The organism is Mycolicibacterium iranicum (assembly GCF_002101705.1).
Lineage (GTDB): Bacteria > Actinomycetota > Actinomycetes > Mycobacteriales > Mycobacteriaceae > Mycobacterium > Mycobacterium iranicum.
The window spans coordinates 98,564-119,436 of record NZ_LQPC01000054.1 but is presented as its reverse complement, the minus strand read 5'-3'; the positions used below and the strand labels follow the sequence as shown (position 1 = coordinate 119,436).

General features: G+C 69.1%; 9 protein-coding genes. 1 reads left to right on the top strand and 8 read right to left on the bottom strand.

The genetic code is table 11. The features are described 5' to 3' along the window. Positions 1-3 precede the first annotated feature (3 nt). Complete coding sequence (locus tag AWC12_RS26490; protein WP_085177987.1) at positions 4-651, bottom strand: flavodoxin family protein; 648 nt, start codon at positions 649-651, stop codon at positions 4-6. A 98-nt stretch (positions 652-749) separates the two neighbouring features. Between AWC12_RS26490 and AWC12_RS26485 the strand changes: the two genes are divergently transcribed. Further along, positions 750-1,580, top strand: a complete 831-nt coding sequence (locus AWC12_RS26485; RefSeq protein WP_085177986.1) for a class I SAM-dependent methyltransferase — start codon at positions 750-752, stop codon at positions 1,578-1,580. Positions 1,581-1,587: 7 nt separating this feature from the next. On the opposite strand, the gene AWC12_RS26480 is transcribed toward AWC12_RS26485, so the two are convergent. The 7 genes from AWC12_RS26480 to AWC12_RS26450 form a co-directional block, all read right to left on the bottom strand. Beyond that, positions 1,588-2,844 (bottom strand): phthiocerol/phthiodiolone dimycocerosyl transferase, encoded by a 1,257-nt coding sequence (locus tag AWC12_RS26480; RefSeq protein WP_085177985.1) that lies wholly within the window; start codon positions 2,842-2,844, stop codon positions 1,588-1,590. A 64-nt stretch (positions 2,845-2,908) separates the two neighbouring features. Continuing rightward, entirely contained in the window at positions 2,909-3,751 is an 843-nt protein-coding gene (locus AWC12_RS26475; RefSeq protein WP_085177984.1) for an ABC transporter permease, read from the bottom strand. Next, positions 3,748-4,593 carry an ABC transporter permease gene (locus tag AWC12_RS26470; RefSeq protein ID WP_085177983.1) on the bottom strand — a complete coding sequence of 282 codons (846 nt, stop codon included), beginning with the start codon at positions 4,591-4,593 and terminating at the stop codon, positions 3,748-3,750. The genes AWC12_RS26475 and AWC12_RS26470 overlap by 4 nt, the downstream gene beginning before the upstream one ends. Further along, positions 4,590-5,597: an efflux ABC transporter ATPase subunit, DrrA-related gene (locus tag AWC12_RS26465; RefSeq protein ID WP_085177982.1), complete on the bottom strand. Its 1,008-nt coding sequence runs from the start codon at positions 5,595-5,597 to the stop codon at positions 4,590-4,592. Before AWC12_RS26465 ends, AWC12_RS26470 begins: the two co-directional genes overlap by 4 nt. Positions 5,598-5,617: 20 nt before the next feature. Continuing rightward, positions 5,618-10,036, bottom strand: a complete 4,419-nt coding sequence (locus AWC12_RS26460; protein ID WP_085177981.1) for a type I polyketide synthase — start codon at positions 10,034-10,036, stop codon at positions 5,618-5,620. Beyond that, complete coding sequence (locus tag AWC12_RS26455) at positions 10,033-15,435, bottom strand: type I polyketide synthase (RefSeq protein ID WP_085177980.1); 5,403 nt, start codon at positions 15,433-15,435, stop codon at positions 10,033-10,035. Before AWC12_RS26455 ends, AWC12_RS26460 begins: the two co-directional genes overlap by 4 nt. After that, a complete protein-coding gene (locus AWC12_RS26450; protein ID WP_085177979.1) occupies positions 15,435-20,873 on the bottom strand; it encodes an SDR family NAD(P)-dependent oxidoreductase in 5,439 nt (1,812 codons plus the stop codon). Before AWC12_RS26450 ends, AWC12_RS26455 begins: the two co-directional genes overlap by 1 nt.

Genomic DNA, 20,873 nt, shown 5'->3' with positions numbered 1-20,873 from the left:
TACTCACCGTCCGCCGAACAACCGGTCCGCCAGCCTGCCCGCGAACGCCCGAGCTTGATCCACCTGAGCGGCACTGATATTCGTCGGCGGTATCTTGACGCCCAGATAGCGGTCCTTGTACTCGCCCGACCCCAGATAGCTCGTCAGCGACAGCATGGATTGCAGCTGACCACCCGGATATTCGAAATGGATGCTGTCGACGAAGCGGCCGCCCCGCTTGTCGGCGAGCTCGCGGACCGCCTCCAGGTTCTCCCGCCAGTAGCGTCGGCACACCGTGAACACCGCGTAGGGCGTGCCGTCGAGCACCGCGGCCTCGCTGGATTCGAGGAAGGACCGCAGCGGCATGCTCACCGTCCGCCACCAGGTCGGCGACCCCAAGACGACGAGGTCGTACTCCCCCGCCCGCACCGCCTCGGGTGTGCGGATCTTGCCCGTCTCCCCCTTGCCCTGAGCCTTGAACACACTGAACATGTCCGGCCACACGCTGCGCATGGGGAAGCGGGTGAACGGTTCGGAGTACTGCGGGTCGACGAATTCGATCGGCGCCATCTGCACCTCGCACCCGCGGTCGCGCAGGACGTCGGCGGCAGCGTCGAGGACCTTCTGGGTCTGGCCGGTGTAGGAGTAGTAGACGAACAACACTCGGCTCATGGGGCGCACCTTGAGTTTTCCGATACTGCATGCATCTCTGCTCCTTCCGGTGTGGGGCTGATTGTTCCCCGGCGGCGTTTGCGCATAGCCTCTCCTGCATGACGGACAAGGTTTCCATCGATCTGACCGGGCCGGCCCAGACGATGCTGACGACCCTCTATCTGAAAGCCCTCGACGCCGACTTCGAACGTCCCGTTCTCGGCGACAGGTTCGCCAAAGAGGCGATCGAGCGCATCGACTACGACTGGAATGATCTCGGCGTCGACGGCAAGTGGGCGCCCATCGTCACCGTCCGCACCGCGCAGTACGACATCTGGGCCAAGCAGTTCATCGCCGCGCACGGCCCCTGCACCGTCGTGCACCTCGGGTGCGGGCTCGACAGCCGCGTGTTCCGCGTCGACCCCGGACCCGACGTGCAGTGGTACGACGTCGATTTCCCCGGCGTCATCGAGCTGCGCGAACAGGTCTACCCGTCGCGGCCGAACTACCACCTGCTCCCGACTCCCGCCACGGAACTGTCCTGGCTCGACCAGATCCCGGCCGACAAGCCGGTGCTGTTCCTGGCCGAGGGCATCAGCATGTACCTCACGGAGCAGGACGGCATCGCCCTGCTGCGCCGCGTCGTCGACCGCTTCCCGTCCGGAGAGCTGCAGATCGATTTCTACAACTGGGTCGGTATCCGGTCGCAGAAGACCCAGACCCTGGTGCGCAAGACCGGATCCACGCTGCACTGGGCGGTCAACAGTCCCGACGACATCCTCTCCAACGTCGCCGGGACCCGGCTGCTGGCGTCGGTGACGATCTTCAGCGCCAGTACCGCACCTCGCGCGTCGAAACTCTTCAAGGCCCTGGGGCGCGCCATTCGTGTTGTGCCGCCGGTGCGTAACGCCCTGCAGTATCACCGCTACGCATTCGGGCCCGTCAGCTGACACTGACTCAGCCGACCCGAACAGTGGCCTGACGCGCGGCGATGCCGCGCAACAGCGACTCGATCGCCTGCACGGACTTCTCCGGTTGCGGTCCGTGTGAGTGGTATTCGATCATCAGACGGCCGGCGAAGATCTTGCTGGTGTAGATCTCGATGCCCGCGCCGACGGCGAAGTACAGCTCGCCGTGGCTGGCTGCGAGCTCCATCTCGGGCGGCATCCGCATCGGGGGGACGATGCCGTTGTCGGTGAACATCACGACGTCGGGCAGCCCGGGCGGGTTGCCGACGTACTGCGGGCTGAAATGCAGGAAGCTCTGCTGGATCACGCCCTCGGCGATGTCTTTCTTGAACGTGTCGTTGATGTCGCGAGCCAGGTCGACGACGTCGGTGCCGGGATTGATCTCGGCGAGGTAGGTGGCGATACCGACGGGGTTGGTGCACTCGGTGGCCGAGACCGGCGGGGACAGCAGATAGCGCAGATCGACCGGATACACGTAGGGCACAGGGATGTTCGGCGTCTCGCGCAGCTGCCACTCGGCCAACAGGATCGCAGCGGACAGCAGGCTGTTCAGGCCGAGCTCGTTGGCTCGACAGAACGCGATGATGTTGTCGGTCTCGGCCTCGGAGAGCTTGCAGAACTCCATCGGGACACGCTGCGGCAGAGCCGGATTGGTGTCCGAAGGCGCCCTCCGAGACGGCGGCACGTCGTAGGCGAACATCGCGGCGAGCAACCGCTCCAGGCCCGACCGTAGCTTCTTCTCCACGCCGCGGTCAGACAGCACCGACTCCAGCGACGTCGGCACCGGTGCCACAGGTGCCTGCCGTGTCGTGCCGGTGGTCACGAGGTCGGTGTAGGTCGAGAAGAGCTCCTCGACAAGGCTGAACTGGTGATGGCCGTCGGCGAGGCTGTGATGGATGTACAGCGTCAGATGCGTCTCGTCGTCGCGCCGGGTGAGACGAAGGTGAGTCAGTGCGGCGGTCTGGTCGAACAGCAGCGGCGGCGGTTCGGCGTCGCCGGTGAGCTCGACGACCTCCAGCCCCTCGTGCATCAGGTCGTCGAGGACGATCTCCCACTTGCCGTCGGGCAGCTGCTCGAGGTGGCCGTTGAGAACCGGATGTGCCTGCAGCAGCGCGTCAAAAGCCTCCGACAGTGCGTCGACGTCGACGGTGCCGCGCACATGGGCGGCGAGGCCGACGAAGTTCTGCGTCTCGGCGAACATCTCCTCGCTGCGTGCCAGCTTCCTGATGCCCGATGACGGAAACATGAGTACCCAACTCCCAGATGGTCAGTGTGTCGTGGTCAATTCGGCGTTCATTTCGGCGCGTGTGTCAGCCGCGCTTGCTGGCCTTGCGATAGCCGATCGCCAGCGGCACCGCGCAGACTGCGCCGATACCCGCCGCCCACAACACCGAGAACAGGACCGGTTGCGCGATCGGACCTTCCAGCGACAGGCCCTTCATCGCCTCGATCGTAGTGCTGACCGGCTGGTTCTCGACGAACGGCTGCAGCCACTCCGGGTACTGGTCGAGCGGCACGAAACCGATCGAGAAGAACATCAGGATCGCGATGACGATCTCGGTGGCCTGCGGGGCGATGGTGCTCGAGGAGAACAGTGCCAGCGTCAGCACCGCGGCCGACAGGGCGACCCCGAACAGGGCGGGCATGAACACCCACAGGATCGCGGCCGGGACGCCCTGCTCGAACCGGAACCCGAGCAACAACCCCACCGACATGACGACGAGGGTGATCACCACGATGCGCACGAAGTCGGCCGTGAGCCGGGCCAGCAGCCCGGCGGCGCGGTGCACCGGAACCACCCAGAAGCGAGACAGCAGGCCGACTTCGCGTTCCCGCATGATGCCGACGGCTCCGATGATCGATCCGGTCATCCCGCCGACCAGGGCCACCAGCGGCACCTGGCCGTACAGTCCGCTGTGGCCGGTGACCTGTTCGATGACATCTCCGAGCACGATGTCGAGCGCCACCAAGAACACCGCGGGCATGACCATCGACTGCACCAGGGTCGCCGGATCGCGGCTCCAGCGCCGCAGGATCCGCGCCGTCAACACCATCACCTGCGGCAGCAGGCGTTTCGGCGAGTTCTCCCAGATCTTCTCGCGGCGGTGCCTGCCGCCGGGGCGGTAGGGCGCCGTGGAGGACTGAAGGCTCATGAGCGCCGCCTCTTCCCGCTCACCCAGGTGTGCAACGCCAGGGCGACCACGATGCAGCCGACGGCCCACAGAATGCCGGGGCCCAGCACCGACAACGTCGGCTCGGGCGCCGCTGCGGTGCTGTCACCGGCCAGCGCCTGCAGCCCGTAAACCCATTGCGACAGAGGCTGATTGCGTACGAAACCCTGGATCCAGTCGGGGAACCGCTCAACCGGCTGAAGGCCGACCGACGCCAAACCGAGCGTCAGCTGGGGAATCAGCATCATAGGGGCGGTCGCCTCGGGGTTCTGCGTGGCGATGCCGATCAGGTCGCCGATGATCGCGAGCGCCGCGCCGATCAGCAGGACGAGACCGACGAAGCCGAGTGCGTGCAGGACACCGTTGTCGAACCGGAACCCGATGACGTACCCGCAGGCCACCGACACCACCAGCGCGATGCAGCAGCGGTACATACTCGCCGTCATCCGCGACGCCAGCGGGGTGATCGACGGAATCGGCATCGCGCGGAACCGACGGTTGATGCCCTGCACGGAGTCCGTCGCCGACCGGGACGCCGCGGAGATCGCGGCGAACCAGATCGCCTGCAGGATGATCAGCGGTGTCAGGTACTGCGCGTAGCTGCTCAGCGGCTGCACCGCGCCCATCATCTGTTTGAGCGGCAGGTAGTAGCCGATCGTGAACACGATCGACCCGACGATCTGGGTGCCGAGCTCGCCGTTGCGCAGCGTCGGGATGATCATCCGGATGGTCAGCACCCACCACTGCTGGATCGCCGACACCGGCGGCCGAACGCCGCGCGGAATGGCCGCCGAGCGTTGGGGTATCGCGGTCTGCTCGATCACGCGTAGGCGCCCGCGTCCGCCGCAGAGAGCTCTTCGTCGTCCTCGATGGCCTTCGGGTGGTCCCCGGTCAGCGCGAGGAACACCTCGTCCAGAGACGGACGGCGCAGTGCGATGTCAGTGAGGTCGATGTTGGCCTCGCTGAGCAGATGCAGTGCCTGCATCAGGGTGCCCGGCCCGTCGGGCGCCGGCATCGAGATGCGGTCCGAGGTGTCGCTCAGAGCGGCCCGGTGCGCGTCGGGCAGCAACGGGCCGAGGATTCTGGCGACCTCCGGGATGTCGCTGAGCTGACGCGGCACGATCTCGCAGTAGGTGCCGCCGGTGCGCTCCTTGAGCTGATCCGCGGTTCCCTCGGCGATGACGGTGCCCTTGTCGATCACGATGATGCGGTCGCTGAGCAGGTCGGCCTCTTCGAGGTACTGGGTGGTCAGCAACGTCGCGATCCCGGCTTCCTTGAAATCGGTGACCAGTTCCCAAATGGCTTGGCGGCTGCGGGGATCCAGCCCAGTGGTGGGTTCGTCGAGGAACACCACCTCGGGTCGCACGACCAGCCCGCACGCGATGTCGATGCGGCGCTTCATGCCGCCGGAGTAGTTGCCCACCGCGCGGTCGCCGGCATGCACCAGATCGAACTGCTCCAACAGCTCCTGGGCGCGCTGTTTGGCGACCTTCTTCTTCAGGCCCTGCAGACGCCCGAACATCAGCAGGTTCTCGCGGCCGGTCAACAAGTCGTCCAGCGCGGCGTGCTGACCGGTGAGCATCAGAGCCCGGCGGACCCCCGCCGGATCGCTGACCACGTCGTGACCGGCGATCAACGCGCGCCCGCTGTCGGGCTTGATCAGCGTGGACAGGATGTTTACCGTGGTCGTCTTACCCGCACCGTTGGGCCCGAGCAGACCGAGCACCTCTCCGCGCTCCACCTCGAAGCTGACGTCGCGCAGCGCGGCCACCGAGCCGAACGACTTCTTGATGCCGGCGACGACGACGGCCTTCTCTGAGCTGGACATGCCCGCTCCCCTCTACCCGCTCACGACAGATCGACCAGCGCCAGCTCTTCGCCGGCTGTGTCGCTGTCCGCCTCGGCCAGCGCTTCCCTGGTGATCTCCAGGATGGCGGCCGAGTACTGCCGGGCAAAGGATTCCACATCGGTGGGCCCGAGACGGCGATTGTCGTACCACCAGTCGATATGGAGAACGCCGGCCGCGCGGTACACCCGCAGTTCGATCGCGTGGCCCAGACCCGGGAGCGCGTCCCGGATCGGCATTGCCGTGTCCGCGTCGAACCGCACCGGGGCGTCATCGGGCTGGTCGGACGGCACCTCGGGAATGGTCCCGACGTGGGAGAACAGGATGTCGGCGGGCCGGGTCGCCGACAGCGCCCGCGCGGTCGGCGCGAACAGGTAGCGGAGCAGCCCATATCCGATCCCGTAATGCGGTACCGCGTCCAGCGTCTCGTGCACCTGCGCGAGCGACTTCCCCGCGCTGTCGCCGCTGCGTGCGTGCAGCACCACCGGGTGCAGCGTCGTGAACCATCCGACCGTGCGCTGCAGGTCCACATCGGGCTTGAGCACCGAACGGCCTCTGCCGCCCAGATCGATGGCCACCGCACCCTCACCGACCGTCGCTGCCGCGGTGCGGGCCAGCGCAGCCAGCAGGATGTCCTCCAGCGGGAGCCGCAGACGCCTGCGGGCGTCGTCGATCTCGCCGGTCTCGGCGGCCGACAGCGCCGATGAGACGCGCGCGACGTCGGCTGCGCCCGGGCGTCCCGAGGGTTCGGCGCCGGCGATGTGCAGCGTCCGCTTCTCCGCCACGTCCAGCCAGTAGTCCCGGCTCTCCAGCACCGCCGGGTGGCTGGCCAGCCCCGCGCATCGTTGAGACCACTCACGCCACGAGGCGCCGACGGGTGCGAGTTTGATCTCCTCACCGGCCATCTGCTGGTTGAACGCGGTGAAGATGTCGGTGAGCAGAATGTCTCGGGACGCGCCGTCGTCCCCGGAGCCGCCCGCGGTGCCGTGCAGGCTCAGCGCCAGATACGACGCACCGCCCGAGACGCCCTGGACGAAGGTCGCCGTCAGCGGCACCACGACCTGGTGCTCACGGACTTGCTCGTCGAGGAAGCCCAGCACCGCTTCGCGCTCCTGCGGACTGCCTGCGCTCACTCCGTCCGGCAATCGCCGGGTCACCAGCTCGGTGAACTCGCCGGGCTCGGCGATCGTCTGATCCCACGTGCCGGACCGCTCCACCAGATGCACACGCAGCGCGTCGTGTGCTGCGGTGACAGCGGTCAGCACCGCGCGCACGTCGGCCTCGCCCACATCGGAGCGAAGCCCGAGGATCACCGGGATGCGCCACCGGCCGACATCGCTGAGCCCGTTCTCCAGGAAGTACGCGACATTCGGCGGGACCGGCGGGTTCACCGTGTCGTCGGGCACCTGACGCGCCAGGCCCCCCTCGGCGTACCGCGCCGTCAGCACCTTGGCCAACGCGGCCACCGTCTGGTTCTCGTACAGATCCTGGGGGGTCAGATCGAGACCTTCATGGCCCGCGGTCATCGCGACACTGATCGCGATCAGCGAGTCACCGCCGATCTCGAAGAAGTTCGCGTTGCGCTCGACGGTGGCCACGCCGAGGCACTGCGCCCAAATCCGCTGCAGCGACGCCTCCACCGTGGAGGTGCCGCCGGCAGTCGCGGGCGCCGCGCCCGCCGCCGTGCCCGGGGCGCCCACCCCGGTGGCGCCCGAGCCGTTGGCGACCCACGCCGAACCGGCGTTGTACTCGACCCAGTGGCGCTGCTTGGCGAACGGATAACCGGGAAGAGTGATCAGCTCGTGCGTCACGTCCGCACCCTGGTCCCAGTCGACCTCTACGTCTGCGGCCCACAACTGACCCAGCGCCAGCAGGAACGTCTCGTGGTCGCCGCGATTCTGGGCCTGATGCCGCATCAACCGCACCGCGCGGTGGCGTTCGGACCAGCGCGGGTGGCGTCCCGCCGACGACGTCAGCGTGCCGCCGGGACCGACCTCGATGAGCACCCGGTCCGGCAGGGCCAGCAGCGCGTCGAGTTCATCGGCGAAACGCACGGTGGCCCGGATCTGGCGGGCCCACGTGGCGGGATCGGTCGCTTCGGCTGCGGTCATCGTCGTGCCAGTGACATTGGACAGCAACGGGATTCGCGGTTCGTGCAGCGTCACCCGTGACAGGAACGCGCTGAACTCGGCGACCACCGAATCCATCAGGCGGGAATGGAACGCATGCGAGGTACGTACTCGGCGCGCCGCGATGCCCTTCTCGGCCAGCGCCGCCTGGAACGCTCGGATCGCCTCTTCGCTGCCCGCGACGACGCAGCTGCCGGGATCGTTGACCGTTGCGATGTCGACATCGGGGGTCAGGTGCTCGGCGACTGCCTCGGGACTCAGCGGCACCGCCACCATCACGCCGCGCGGCGCGGCGTGCATCAGCTTGGCCCGCATCGAGACCACCTTGACGGCGGTTTCCAGGTCGAAGACACCGGCGATCGTCGCGGCCGGGTACTCGCCGATGCTGTGCCCGGCCATGATCGAGGGCTGAACGCCGTAGGACTGGATCAGCTTCGCCAGCGCATACTCGACGGTGAACAGTGCGGGCTGGGCGCGGTCGGTGTGCTCGAGGTTGCGTCCGGCACCGTCGAAGATTTCGGCCTTGAGGTCGTAACCCATCTCGGCGCTGAACAGGGCCGCGGACTCGTCGAAGTGCCGCGCGAACACGGGTTCGCTGTCGTAAAGGCCGCGCGCCATGCCGATGTGCTGTGCGCCCTGACCGGGGAACAGGAATGCGACCCTGTCGGCCGACCGTTCCCCGTCCGGGAGACCCGCGCCGACGAACACATTGTCGGTTTCGGTGGCCGACAGCACGGCGGCGGCGTTCTGCTGATCCTGCACGACGGCAGCAAGCCGGACCGGCTCCGTGCGGCGCCGCGTCAGCGTGTACGCCGCGTCGGCGAGGCTGACCTCGTCGGCCTGCTCCAGCTCCTCGGCCAGCGTCGCACGCGACTGATCAAGAGCCTCTTGGGTTTTCGCCGACAACACGAGGACCTGCGGGCGCGCCGGGGCGGGTGCCTGCGCCGGCTGGGCGGGCGCCTCTTCCAGGATCACGTGGGCGTTGGTGCCGCCGACGCCGAACGAGCTGACACCCGCGCGGCGGATGCCCTCGGACTCCCACGGCCCGAACTGGCTGCGGATCCGGAACGGGCCGCGGTCGATGTGCAGTTCCGGATTGGGGCTGGTGTAGTGCAGGGTGGCGGGAATCGCCTTGTTCTGCAGGCACAGGATGGCCTTGATGATGCCCGCGATGCCCGCGGCCGTCTCCAGGTGGCCGATATTCGACTTCACCGACCCGAGATAGCAAGGCGCGCTTCGGGTTTCCTCGGACAGCTCGAATGCTTGGCGCAGACCCTCGATCTCGATCGGGTCGCCCAGCGGAGTGCCGGTGCCATGGGTCTCGACGTAGGTGATCGACGACGCGTCCACCCCCGCGATGGCGTGCGCCTCGGCGATGACCTCGGCCTGGCCCAGCGCATTCGGCGCGGCGTACGTCATCTTCGTCGCGCCGTCGTTGTTGAGCGCCGAACCGCGAATCACCGCGTGAATGCGGTCGCCGTCGTCGACCGCATCCTGCAGCGCCTTGAGCACCAGGACACCGACACCGCTGCCGAACACCGTTCCATCCGAGCGGACGTCGAACGGCCGGCACTGCCCCGTCGGCGACACCATCGAACCCTGGGCATACCAGTAGCCGACCTTGTTGGGGATGCGCAGCGACGAACCGCCGGCCAGCGCGATGTCGCACTCGCCGTTGAGAATCGACTGGCACGCCAAATGCACCGCGACGAGCGAGGACGAGCAGGCGGTGGCAACCGACAGCGCGGGCCCCCGCAGGTCGTAGTGGTGGGCCACCCGCGTCGCGAGATGGTCCTTGTCGTTGGACAGCGACAGCGCAACCATGTCGAAGCTGGCGCCCTGTCCGATCACCATCATCGGGTCGTAGTTCGACATCAGGTTGTGCAGCAGGTAGCCGCTGGTCGAGCTGGTGCCGAACACGCCGACGGTGGCCTCGAGGCCCTTCGGGTCCAGGCCGGCGTCCTCGAAGGCGTGGAATGCCGTCTGCAGAAACAGCCGATGCTGAGGATCGAGTGCCCGGGCGTCGTAGGGGGTGAACCCGAAGAAGTCGGCGTCGAACTCCTCGATGCCCGACATCAGCGCCGCCCGGCGGATGTAGGAACGGTTGGCCAGCGTCTTCTCGGTGACGCCCTCGGCGAGCAGATCCCCCTCCGACAGGTCGACAATGGACTCGACCCCGTCGCGCAGGTTGCGCCAGAACTCCGACACCGACGCCGCACCGGGGAACCGTCCGGCCATGCCGATGACCGCTACAGCATTGTCGGGTAGCTCTTCTCCGATACCACTGGTCACGATCGTGGTCCTACCTTTCGCCGCGATGCGGCCCGTTGGCGCGCGGCGGCACGTTGCTGTGCCCGGTCGCGCAGAGCATTGGGACGCTCGGAGCCGTCCTCCTCGGCGAGACCGAGCTGGCGGATCAGGTCCAACGCCACATCGCCCAGTGTGGCCCCCTGCAGCAACAGCGCCACCGGCGGCTCCACCCCGAAGTCGCCGCGGATGGTGTTGCGCATCCGCACCGCCATCAGCGAGTCCAGGCCCATCTCGGTGAGCGGCTTGGCCGTGTCGACCGCCCCGTCGTCCGAATAGCCCATGACACCGGCGATGCGACGGCGCAGGCGCGCCACCACCACACGGTTGATCTCGGCGGCGTCGAGATTCTTGAGGGCGTCGGCGCCCTCCCAGTCGTCGTCGGCGTCGTCGACGTCCAATTCCCCGACCACATCGGCGAAGAAGCCGATCTGGCGGATCTCCGGGAACGCCGCCGCGGCGCGATCGAGCCGCAACCGCGCGATGCCGACCTGTGAGAAGCCCGCGGCGAGCACACCGCCCAGCGCCTCGACACCTTCGTCGGGACTGATCGGGTCCAGCACCGAGAAGCGTAGGGAGCTCGCGAGGCCGACATCGGCCCACTGCCCCCAGTTCACCGTCGTCGCGGGCAGGCCCGCGGCGTTGCGCCAGCTCACCAGAGCGTCGAGCCAGGCGTTGGCGGCCGCGTACGCCGACTGCCCCGGCGAGCCGAGCAGGGAGGCCACCGAGGAGAACCCGACCCAGAAGTCGAGGTCCTTGCCGGCCGCCGCCTCATGTAGACGCCACGCGCCCAAAGCCTTCGGCGCCCAGATCCGCTCCATGCTTTCCCGGGTCAGGCCGACGACGAGCTCGTCGTCGAGCACAGCTGCCGAATGAATCACGCCGCGCAGCGGCTTGCCGGTCTCTTCGGCGGCCGTCACGAGTCGGTCAGCGGTATCCGGCTGCGCGACATCGCCGGTGACGACGGAGATCTCGGCGCGGCTGGACAATTCGTCGAGGACGGCCTGCGCGTCCGGCGACGGGGCGCTGCGGCCGTTGAGCACCAGCCGTCCCGCGCCGTTGTCCACCAGCCAGCGGACGACCGCCAGGCCGACACCACCGAGGGCGCCGGTGACGACATACGAGCCGTCCCCGCGCACGATGAGCCGACCCGGCGCGGCGGGCAGTGTGGCCCGCGAAAGCCGTTCCACCTGACGGGTTCCCCCGCGCCAGGCGATGACGTCGTCGGTTTCGGCAGCGCCGGCCGATGCCTCGATCTCAGCGGCCAGGATCTCGCCGGCATCGCCGTCACCGACGTCGAGCAGCGTCGCGCGCAGGTCGGGGTGCTCGTAGGCGAGCACCCGGATCAGCGCCTTCAGGCTCCCGACGCCCGGGTTGCCTCCGCCGTCGGCATCGGTGAGCGCCAAGCCACCGCGGGTCACCACCCACAACCGGGGCGGCTTGCCGTGCCAGCTGCCGACGATGGTGCGCACCGTCGCGGCGATCTCCCACAGCGCGTCCTGCGCCGCCGTGACGCTGGCCGCGGCGTCGCTTGCATCGAAGGCGGGAAGGTCCACCAGGACGACCACGCCGGCCGGTGGCAGCGCGGCGTCGGACGTCGCCGCGGCGAAGGCGTCACGTACGGCGGTCTCGTCGCCGAGGTCGGCGGTGACCACCTTTCGTTGCGCATCGCCGAATCGCTCCGCGAAACCGACCGCGACCGCCTGGGCGTCCGCCCCGGCCGAGAGCATCAGCCAGCTTCCGGTGGCCGAGCCGGCGGCGGGGGTGGGCTTTTGGACCCAGTGTGAGTCGAAGATCTTCTGCGACAACGGAAGTGGCACGGTGCGGCGCTGAATGCGCTTTAGGGCCACGTCGTTGACCTGGGCCAGCACGGTGCCGCTGTCGTCGGTCAGCGTGACACGGCCGACGGCGTCTCCGCTCTGGTCGGCCACGCTGATCAGTTCCGCGCGGCACTTGGCGCGGCGGCCGATCTCGCCGAACACCCGGATCGACCCGAAGCCGACGGGAAGGTAGGTGACGTCGTTGGCGTCGCTGAGGGACTCGTCGCCGAGCGCGGCGGCCAGCCCCTGCAGAGCGGCATCGAGCATCACCGGGTGCAGCACGATCCCGCGGTGCGGGGTGGCCTCGTCGGGCAGCACGATCTCGGTGTCGGCCCTGCCGCTGGAGCGCACGATGCGGGTCAGGGCCGCGAAGGCGTGCGCGTGGTGGGCGCCGGTGCGGCGCAGGGCCGTGTAGAAGTCGCTCGGTGACACCGGGGTGCCCTTACCGGACGGTGTCTGCTTGACCGGCGTGGTCGGCTCGGCCGCCTTCACCGTGCCCGCGGCATGCCGGGTCCAGGTGCCCGCATCCGAGCGGGAGTGGATCTCCACCCGCAGGGCGCCGTCGTCGCCAGTGAACACCTGTGTGGTCAGCTTCGTGTGCTCGTCGAGCGGCAGCATCTGCTCGACCTCGACCGCAACCTCGACGCCGGTCGCGGGCAGGCCCAGTGCCTCCTGCGCGGCGGCCAGCGCGATCTCGGCGAAACCGGCGCCCGGCATCACGGGCAGGCCGTGCACGATGTGGTCGGCCAGCCACGGATGGGCCTCGAGGCCGACATCGGACTGCCAGACATGGCTGGTACCGGACGGCAACTCGACATGCAGGCCGAGCAGCGGATGCGCACCCGCGAACTGCTGGCTGCCCGAGCGGTCCGCCATCCAGTACGCCGTGTGCTGCCACGCCGTCGCGGGGACATCGACAAGACGTCCCGTGCTGCCCTCCGGAGCTGTGACCGCCGGCGGCCTAACCGCCGACAGTTGCGCGTGGAAGGCCACCGTCTCGGGATGGTCGCGGTTCACGGTGCCACCGACATGGAACTTGCGGTTCGTCGACTGCGCCGCGAGCGTGTCCGAGATCGCGTGCGAGAGAAGAGGGTGCGGGCTGATCTCGATGAAGTTGCTGTTCTCCGCGCTGGCCTCGTGCACCGCCTGGCTGAAACGCACCGGGTTACGCAGGTTGGCGGCCCAATAGTCGGCCGTGTACATCGGCGAGGAGCCGGTGTAGGCGACCGTCGACACCAGCGGGATCTTCGGCGCGGCCGGGCTCAGGTAGGCCAGCGCCTCGCGCAGTTCGGGCAGCACCGGGTCGATCGTCGGATGGTGCGACGCGACGTCCACCTCGACGCGGCGGGCCAGCTTGCCCTGCCCGTCGACGATCGCGATGAGCTCGTCGACCTGGTCCGGCGGACCCGCGACGACCGACTGCTTCGGCGAGGCGTACACGGCGATCGTCACGTCGGGCCGGTCGGCGATCAGCTTCTCGGCCGCCTGCGCGTCGAGTTCCAGCAGCGCCATCGCGCCCTGCCCGGACAGCCGCTTCATCAGCCGGGTACGAGTGGCAATGACGTCGAAACCCTCTGCCGGAGTGAGCACTCCGGCCACCACCGCGGCAGTGGCCTCGCCCATCGAGTGGCCGATCACCGCGTCGGGCTCGACGCCGTAGGAGCGCCACAGCGCCGTCAGCGCCAGCTGCATACCGACCAGCACCGGCTGGATGCGGTCGATACCGGTGACCGGCTCGCCGGCTTCCAGCGTCTGGCGCAGCGAGAAACCCACCTTGTCGACGAACGCGGGCTCCAGCTGGTCGATCGCCGCGGCGAACGCGGGCTCCTCGGCGAGCAGCGCCTTGCCCATGCCTGCCCACTGCGCGCCCTGGCCGGAGTACAGGAACACCGTTCCCTTGCCCGTCTTGGCGTCATGCGCGCCGATCACACCGGGCGCCGCAGTGCCGGCGGCCAGCGCGCGCAGCCCCGTCACGGCCTCCTCGTGGGTGCGGGCACAGACTGTGGCGATGGTGTTGTAGCGGCTGCGGTGGTGGTTGACCGTGTAGGCGACATCGGTCAGCGGCACCGCCGCGCCGTCGCCGTCGAGCCAGTCCGCGAGCGACTTCGCCGCCGCCGCGAGGCGGCCGGGTGTCTTGCCGGACACGACGAGGGTGGCCACCTTCGGCGCCGGATCGACGGGTGCGGGGGCCGGTTCGGGTCCCTGCTCGAGCACGATGTGGGCATTGGTGCCGCCCATGCCGAACGAGGACACGGCCGCGCGACGGGGGTGCTCGGTCTTGGGCCAGTCAGCCTTGGCCGTCGGCACGAACAACCGGGTGCCCGACGGGTCGATCGTCGGGTTCCACTTCTCGAAGTGCAGGTTGGGGGCGATCGCGCCGTGCTGCAGGGTCAGCACGGTCTTGATGAATCCGGCGATCCCCGCCGCGGCCTCGAGATGACCCATATTGGTCTTGACGGCGCCGAGCGCGCACGGGGTGTCGCCCTTGCCGTAGACGGCGGCGAGTGCGTCGAACTCGATGGGATCGCCCAACGAGGTTCCGGTGCCGTGGGTTTCGACGTAGTTGACGGTGCCCGCGGCGACGTCGGCCGAGCGCAGAGCACGCGCGATGACGTCCTTCTGCGACGGGGCGTTGGGCGCGGTAAGGCCGTTGGAGCGGCCGTCCTGGTTGACGGCGGAGCCGCGGACGACGCCCAGGACTCGGTCGCCATCGCGGACGGCGTCGGTCAGCCGCTTGAGGACGACGATGCCCGCACCTTCACCACGCACGAAGCCGTTGGCGCGCGAGTCGAACGCATAGCACCGGCCGTGCGGGGACAGCATCCCCCACTTGCCCAGCGCCAGTTGGGTTTCCGGTCGCAGGCTGAGGCTGACCCCGCCGGCCAGCGCCAGATCGCTCTCGCGCATGCGCAGGCTCTGGCAGGCCAGGTGAATCGAGACCAGCGACGACGAGCACGCGGTGTCGACCGCGACCGCGGGCCCCTTGAGGCCCAGCAGGTAGGCGATACGGCCGACGGTGACGCTGTGCGCGTTGCCGGTGGCCGAGTAAGCGTCGATGGTGTCGGGGTTGCCCGCCGAGGCGCTCTGATACTCGTTGTAGTACACGCCGAGCATGACGGCGCCGCGGATCTCGCCGAGAGTGTCGGGGGCCATGCCGGCGTTCTCGAGCGCCTCGTAGGCAACCTCGAGGACGACACGCTGCTGGGGGTCCATCGCGGCGGCCTCGCGAGGGGTGATGCCGAAGAATTCGGCATCGAAGCCCTGCATGTCGTCGATGTAGGCACCCCACTTCGACGGCATCCGGCCCGGGGCCGTCACGTCGGGGTCGTAATAGGCGTCGCCGTCCCAACGGTCGGCGGGTACCTCGGTGACCGCGTTGGTGCCGGATTCGAGCAACTTCCAATAGTTCTCGGGGCTCGTGGCACCGCCGGGGAAGCGGCATCCGATTCCCACGACCGCGATCGGCTCGGCGCCGGCGACACGAGAGGCCTTCTCGAACTGCTCGGTGAGCTTTTCGCGCTGCTCGGCCGACATGGCCGAGATCCTGTCGAAGGTGGTCTTCATCAGTTTGAGCCCTCACTGCCGGCACGGGCCGACTCGACGGAATCAGATTCGATGCTGTCGAACAGCTCGTCGAGCAGGCCGAACGAATCGTCATCGGCTGCGGAGTCGCCTTCGGCGACGTCGGGCTCGACGTCCTCGGCAGGCTGCTGCATCGGCGCTAGGAGGTCGGCGACGAAATCCGACATCTGCGCGATCGACGGGTGGTTCCACAGCATCGTGGCGGAGAGGTCGACGCGGACCAGCTGCTTGGCATCGCGCAGCAGGTTCATCGCCATCATCGAGTCCAGACCCAGCTCCGGGAACGGCATGTCGACATCCACGGCGTTGTCCGGCATGCCGAGCTCGCGGGCCAGGATCGCACGCAGCCGGGTCCGCAGCTCCGCGACGGTCTGATTGCGGTCCATGGCCGACCAGTCGATGAACTCACTTGCGGCCGAATCACTTTCGACAACGGGAGCGGGTGCGGATTCCACGGGCGCGTAGGTGAGCCCGCGGACATCGACCCACGTCGCCCCGTCGGAACCGGTGACGAGGACGTCGACGACGAGCGCACCGGCGCTGCCGTCGCGCCGGAACACCTCGATGACACCGCGGCTACCTGCCGTCGCGGCGACCGCGAGGGCGTCGGCGCCCGCCGGCAGCAACAGCTGGGCGTTGTCGGCATCGGCCAGCCGGGCGACGTGCACCGCCGCGTCGACCAGGGCCGCAGCAGCGGTTTCGGCGTTCTCGGGCACCTCGACGTCGGCGCGGGCTCCTGCGACTGTGGCCGCACAGTCGGTCACCGTCCACTCGAACGGCTGCCCCTCCACGCCCCACGCGCGCTGCATGTCCGAGATCGCGTTGAGGTCGAACGTCTTGCCGCTCACGGTCTGATCACCCGTCGCGGCGCCCTGCGGGGCCGCGGACAGCTTCGCGCTCGCGTGCCGTGTCCACCGCTTTTCGGGGCTGTCCGGCGCCGCACTCGACCACACGGTCAACGCACCGTCGTCGGCCACCACGTGGATGACGCGCGGCTGCTCGGCGACGACCGGGTACTCGAACCTCACGTCTCCCACAGCCGCTCCGTCGAGCTGCCCGGCAGCCATCGAAAGTGTCTGAAGCAGAACCGAAACCGGAACCACCTCGACGCCGCGCACCCGGTGCGCCACCGGATAGGAACGCTCGCCGGGCAGCAGACGCGCCCGCCACAGGTGGTCGTGCGACGTTCCGGACACCGGTTCGCCCAACACGGTGCCCCATGCCGGCGGTGCGACCGCGTCGAGATCGGCGATCTCGCCGAGTGGGGTCACCAGGTGGTCGAGCACTCTGACCGCGGCCCGCATCCGATAGGCGTCGGCCAGTCGACCCCAGTCGGCGCCGGCCACCACGGTGTGCACCGCGGCGTCGGGGCTCAGGACGGCGGGCAGCATCTTGATCGCCACGTCGTTGGGCATCGGCTCCAAGCCGGCCGCCTTCATCTGTGGCTGGGCATCCGCCCACGACTTCCACAGCCCCCAGTCGATCACCGTCGCGGGCAGGCCCAGCGCGCGCCGCGCGTAGGCGAAGGCGTCGGCGAACGCGTTGGCCGCTGTGTAGTGCGCCACCGCGCGCGAGCCGAGCAGGCCGGTGATCGAGGAGAACAGCACGAAACGGCGCACCGAGGTGCGCAGCGAGAGTTTGTGCAGCACCGTCGCGGCATCGATCTTGGACCGGAACATCGGCGTCACGTCGTCGTCGGTCATGTCGGCCAGCAACGCCTCCCCGCCGGCGAGCGACGCGAGGTAGATCCCGTCCAGCGGGGGCAGATCGGCGCCGAAGCGCGCGAACACCGCAGCCATCGACGTCTCGTCCGCGGCATCGGCCGCCACCTCGACCAGTGTGGTGCCGCCGGCGGCCAGTTCCTCGGCCAGCTCGGTCAGCTGCCCGCCGCCGCGCCGCGACGCCGCGACGATCGTCGATGCGCCCATCTCGGCGAGCTGGCGGATCAGATACGGGCCGACGTTGCCGGTCGCCCCGATGACGAGGTGACTGGTGCCACTCTCCAGACGCGTCAGCGACACCGCAGGCAGCGGGCAGGCCTCGAGCCGGGGCACCCGTCGCTCACCGCCGCGGTAGACCGCCTGATCGTCACGGCGGTGAACCGCCTGATCGTCGCGGTTGGTGACATCCACCACGGATGCCTCGGTACGCAGGTACAGCGCCAGCAGCTCCGGCGGGAGTGTCTCGTCGACGTCGATCAGGCCGCCCCAGAATTCGGGGTGCTCCAGCGCGAGGGTGCGGCCCTGCCCCCACAGCACGGCGTGTGCGGGGTTGGCGCGGTCGCCCTCGGTGACGGGTTGCGCGTTGCGCGTCACGATGAACAGCTTCGGCGCGTCGGTGGTGGCTGCGAGAGCGACGACGAGACGCCTCAGTTGGTGGAACGCGTCGTAGCTCGGCGCGGCCTCGAAGCGCGCCGGCGAGGTCGGGGGCGCATACACGACGTGCTGCACACCGGGCAGAGCCGCCCGTAGTGCGTCTGCGTCGTCGAGCACCGACAGCGGCAGCGCCTGCGAGCCGGGGCCGAGCAGCGCTGGCAAGCCGTCGTCGTCGCCGAGGACCAGCCAGCGCACATCGGTGTCACCCGGAGCCAGTTCACGCACCGGCCAGACCAGCTGGTGGAACCATTCGTGCGTCTCGCCGGCGGCCGGTGCCACGTCAGTTCGCTTGTGCGGCAAGGATTCCTGTGCGGCGATATGGATCCAGTGGTGGGCGTGGTGCCACGGGGTGGTCGGAAGCTGCACGCGCGGGCCACCCCGCTGCGGCGTCTTCGGCGGCCGCACCGTGTGGGCGGCGTTGAGGTTCGTGTGGAAGGTGACGGTGTCGTTGGCATCGCGCTGCAGCGTGGCGATGCTGCGGTGCGGCTGATTCGCGAGGGTGTCCTTGACCGCGTACGCCAACAGCGGGTGCGGGCTGACCTCGACGAAGATCGACGTGTCGGCGCCTGCGGTCGCCACGGCGCGCGCGAAGCGCACCGGGTTGCGCAGGTTGGCCACCCAGTGGTCGGCGTCGAAGACGTTGGTGCCGTCGGTCGGGCGCTGATCGGTGGTGACGATCACCGGGATGGTCGGCTTCTGCGGCTTGAGGCCGGCGAGCTCGGCGCGTAGATCGTCGAGAATCGGATCGATGATCGGGTGGTGCGAGGCCACGTCCACGTCGACGCGGCGGGCCAGCTTGTCCTGCGCGTCGACCACGGCGATCGCTGCGTCCACCTGCTCGGGCGGGCCCGCGATCACCGTCTGGTGCGGGGATGCGTACACGGCCACGGTCAGGCCGTCGTAGCCGGTGATCAGCGTTTCGGCGGCCTCGGCGTCGAGCTCGAGCAGCGCCATCGCGCCCTGGCCGGACAGCCGCTTCATCAGCCGCGACCGGGTGGCGATCACCTTGAGGCCGTCGGCGGGGCTCAGCGCGCCCGAAACGACCGCGGCCGTCACCTCACCCATCGAGTGACCGATGACGGCGTCGGGGGTGACGCCGTAGGAGCGCCACAGCGCGGTCAGCGCGAGCTGGACGCCGACGAGGACCGGCTGGATCCGGTCGATGCCGACGACGGTCTCGCCGGAGGCGAGCACGTCGCGCAGCGAGAACCCGGCTTGGGCGACGAAGTCGGGTTCGAGCTCGTCGACGGCGGCGGCGAACGCGGGTTCCTCGGCCAGCAGCCGCCTGCCCATGCCCGCCCACTGAGAGCCCTGACCGGAGTAGAGGAAGACGGTGCCCGTCCCCAGCGCCGGGTCGTTGGGGCCGACGACACCGGGTGCGGGGTACTCCCCCGCCAGGGCGCGCAGGCCGGCGACGGCCTGCGCGCGGTCGGCAGCGGCGACGGTCGCGAAGCGCGGGTACTGGGCGCGCCGGTGGTTCAGGGTCTCCGCCACGTCGGCGAGGCTGTGCCCGGCCGCCTCCGGTGACTGCAGCCAGTCGGCCAGCATGCCGGCCAGCGACGCGATGCGGGCCGGCGTCTTGGCCGATACCACAAGCGTGCTCACCGGCGGTTCCGGTTGCGCCGCAACGGGTTCGGTGACAGGTGCTTGCTCGACGACGATGTGGGCATTGGTGCCGCTGACGCCGAAAGACGACACCGCGGCGCGCCGGATCTCGGTTTCCGGCCAGTCGAGACGCTCCGACGCGATGCGGAACTTCTGCGCTCCTTCGCCCGCCTGGGGCGTCAGCTTCTTGAAGTGAAGCTGCTTCGGGATGGCACCGTGGTACACGCTGAGCACCGTCTTGATGAAGCCGGTGACCCCCGCCGCCGACTCGAGGTGGCCGAGGTTGGTCTTGACCGAGCCGAGGATCAGCGGCGCCGAGTCCCCGCGCTCGCCATAGACCGCCGACAGCGCGTCGAGCTCGATCGGGTCGCCCAGCGATGTGCCGGTGCCGTGCGCCTCGATGTAGTCGATGTCCGAGGGCTCCAGCCGCGCGTTCTGCAGCGCCTTGCGCATCAGCTCCTGCTGGGCCGGACCGTTCGGGACGGTCTGTCCGCTGCTGGCGCCGTCCTGGTTCACGGCCGAGCCCCGCACGATGGCCAGCACACGGTCACCGTCACGCACGGCATCGGAGAGCCGCTTGAGGACCACCACTCCCGCGCCCTCGCTGCGCACGTACCCGTTGGCGTCGGCGTCGAACGTCTTGCACAGGCCGTCCGGTGCGAGCATGCCCCAGCGGGAGCAGGCGATGTTGTTCTCCGGTGACAGGATCAGGTTCACCCCGGCGGCCAGCGCATGGTCGGACTCTCCGCGGCGCAGACTCTGGCAGGCCAGATGAATCGACACCAGCGACGACGAGCACGCGGTGTCGCTGACCACGGCGGGGCCGCGAACACCCAGGAAGTAGGACAGTCGGCCCGCCGCGAAGTTCGGCGCGTTGCCGAACGGGATGTACGGGTCGATGTCCTCGGGCGCGAGCCTGCCGACGACCGAGTGGTAGTAGTCGTTGGTCGTCATGCCGATGAACACGCCGGTTGCCGACCCGCGCAGCGTGCGCGGGTTGATGCCTGCGTTCTCCAGCGCCTCCCAAGCCACCTCGAGCAGCAGGCGCTGTTGCGGGTCCATCGCCGCGGCTTCGCGCGGGGCGATCGAGAAGAATTCGGCGTCGAACTCGTCGGGCTGCCACGACGTCAGGAAACCGCCCTCGCGGTTACAGATGGTGCCGGGGACGGTGTGGTCGGGCGAGTAGAACTGGTCGGCGTCCCACCGGTCGGCGGGCACGCGAATGACGCCGTTCTCACCGTCGGACAGGAACTGCCAGAACCGGTCGGCGTCGTCGACGCCGCCGGGCAGCCGGCAGCCGATCCCGACGACGGCGATCGGCTCGGTCTCGGCTTTCTCGGCGTCCGCCAGGCGTGCCGTCAGGTCATCGATCTTGCGCAGGGCTTCGGTGATGATCGCCCGGCGATCCGGCGATGCAGGCGAACCTGACGCAGCAGTCAT

Coding starts and splice junctions, on each gene's coding strand:
- AWC12_RS26490 (WP_085177987.1), bottom strand. CDS start 651: ATGAGCCGAGTGTTGTTCGTCTACTACTCCTACACCGGCCAGACCCAG.
- AWC12_RS26485 (WP_085177986.1), top strand. CDS start 750: ATGACGGACAAGGTTTCCATCGATCTGACCGGGCCGGCCCAGACGATG.
- AWC12_RS26480 (WP_085177985.1), bottom strand. CDS start 2,844: ATGTTTCCGTCATCGGGCATCAGGAAGCTGGCACGCAGCGAGGAGATG.
- AWC12_RS26475 (WP_085177984.1), bottom strand. CDS start 3,751: ATGAGCCTTCAGTCCTCCACGGCGCCCTACCGCCCCGGCGGCAGGCAC.
- AWC12_RS26465 (WP_085177982.1), bottom strand. CDS start 5,597: ATGTCCAGCTCAGAGAAGGCCGTCGTCGTCGCCGGCATCAAGAAGTCG.
- AWC12_RS26455 (WP_085177980.1), bottom strand. CDS start 15,435: ATGAAGACCACCTTCGACAGGATCTCGGCCATGTCGGCCGAGCAGCGC.
- AWC12_RS26450 (WP_085177979.1), bottom strand. CDS start 20,873: ATGACTGCTGCGTCAGGTTCGCCTGCATCGCCGGATCGCCGGGCGATC.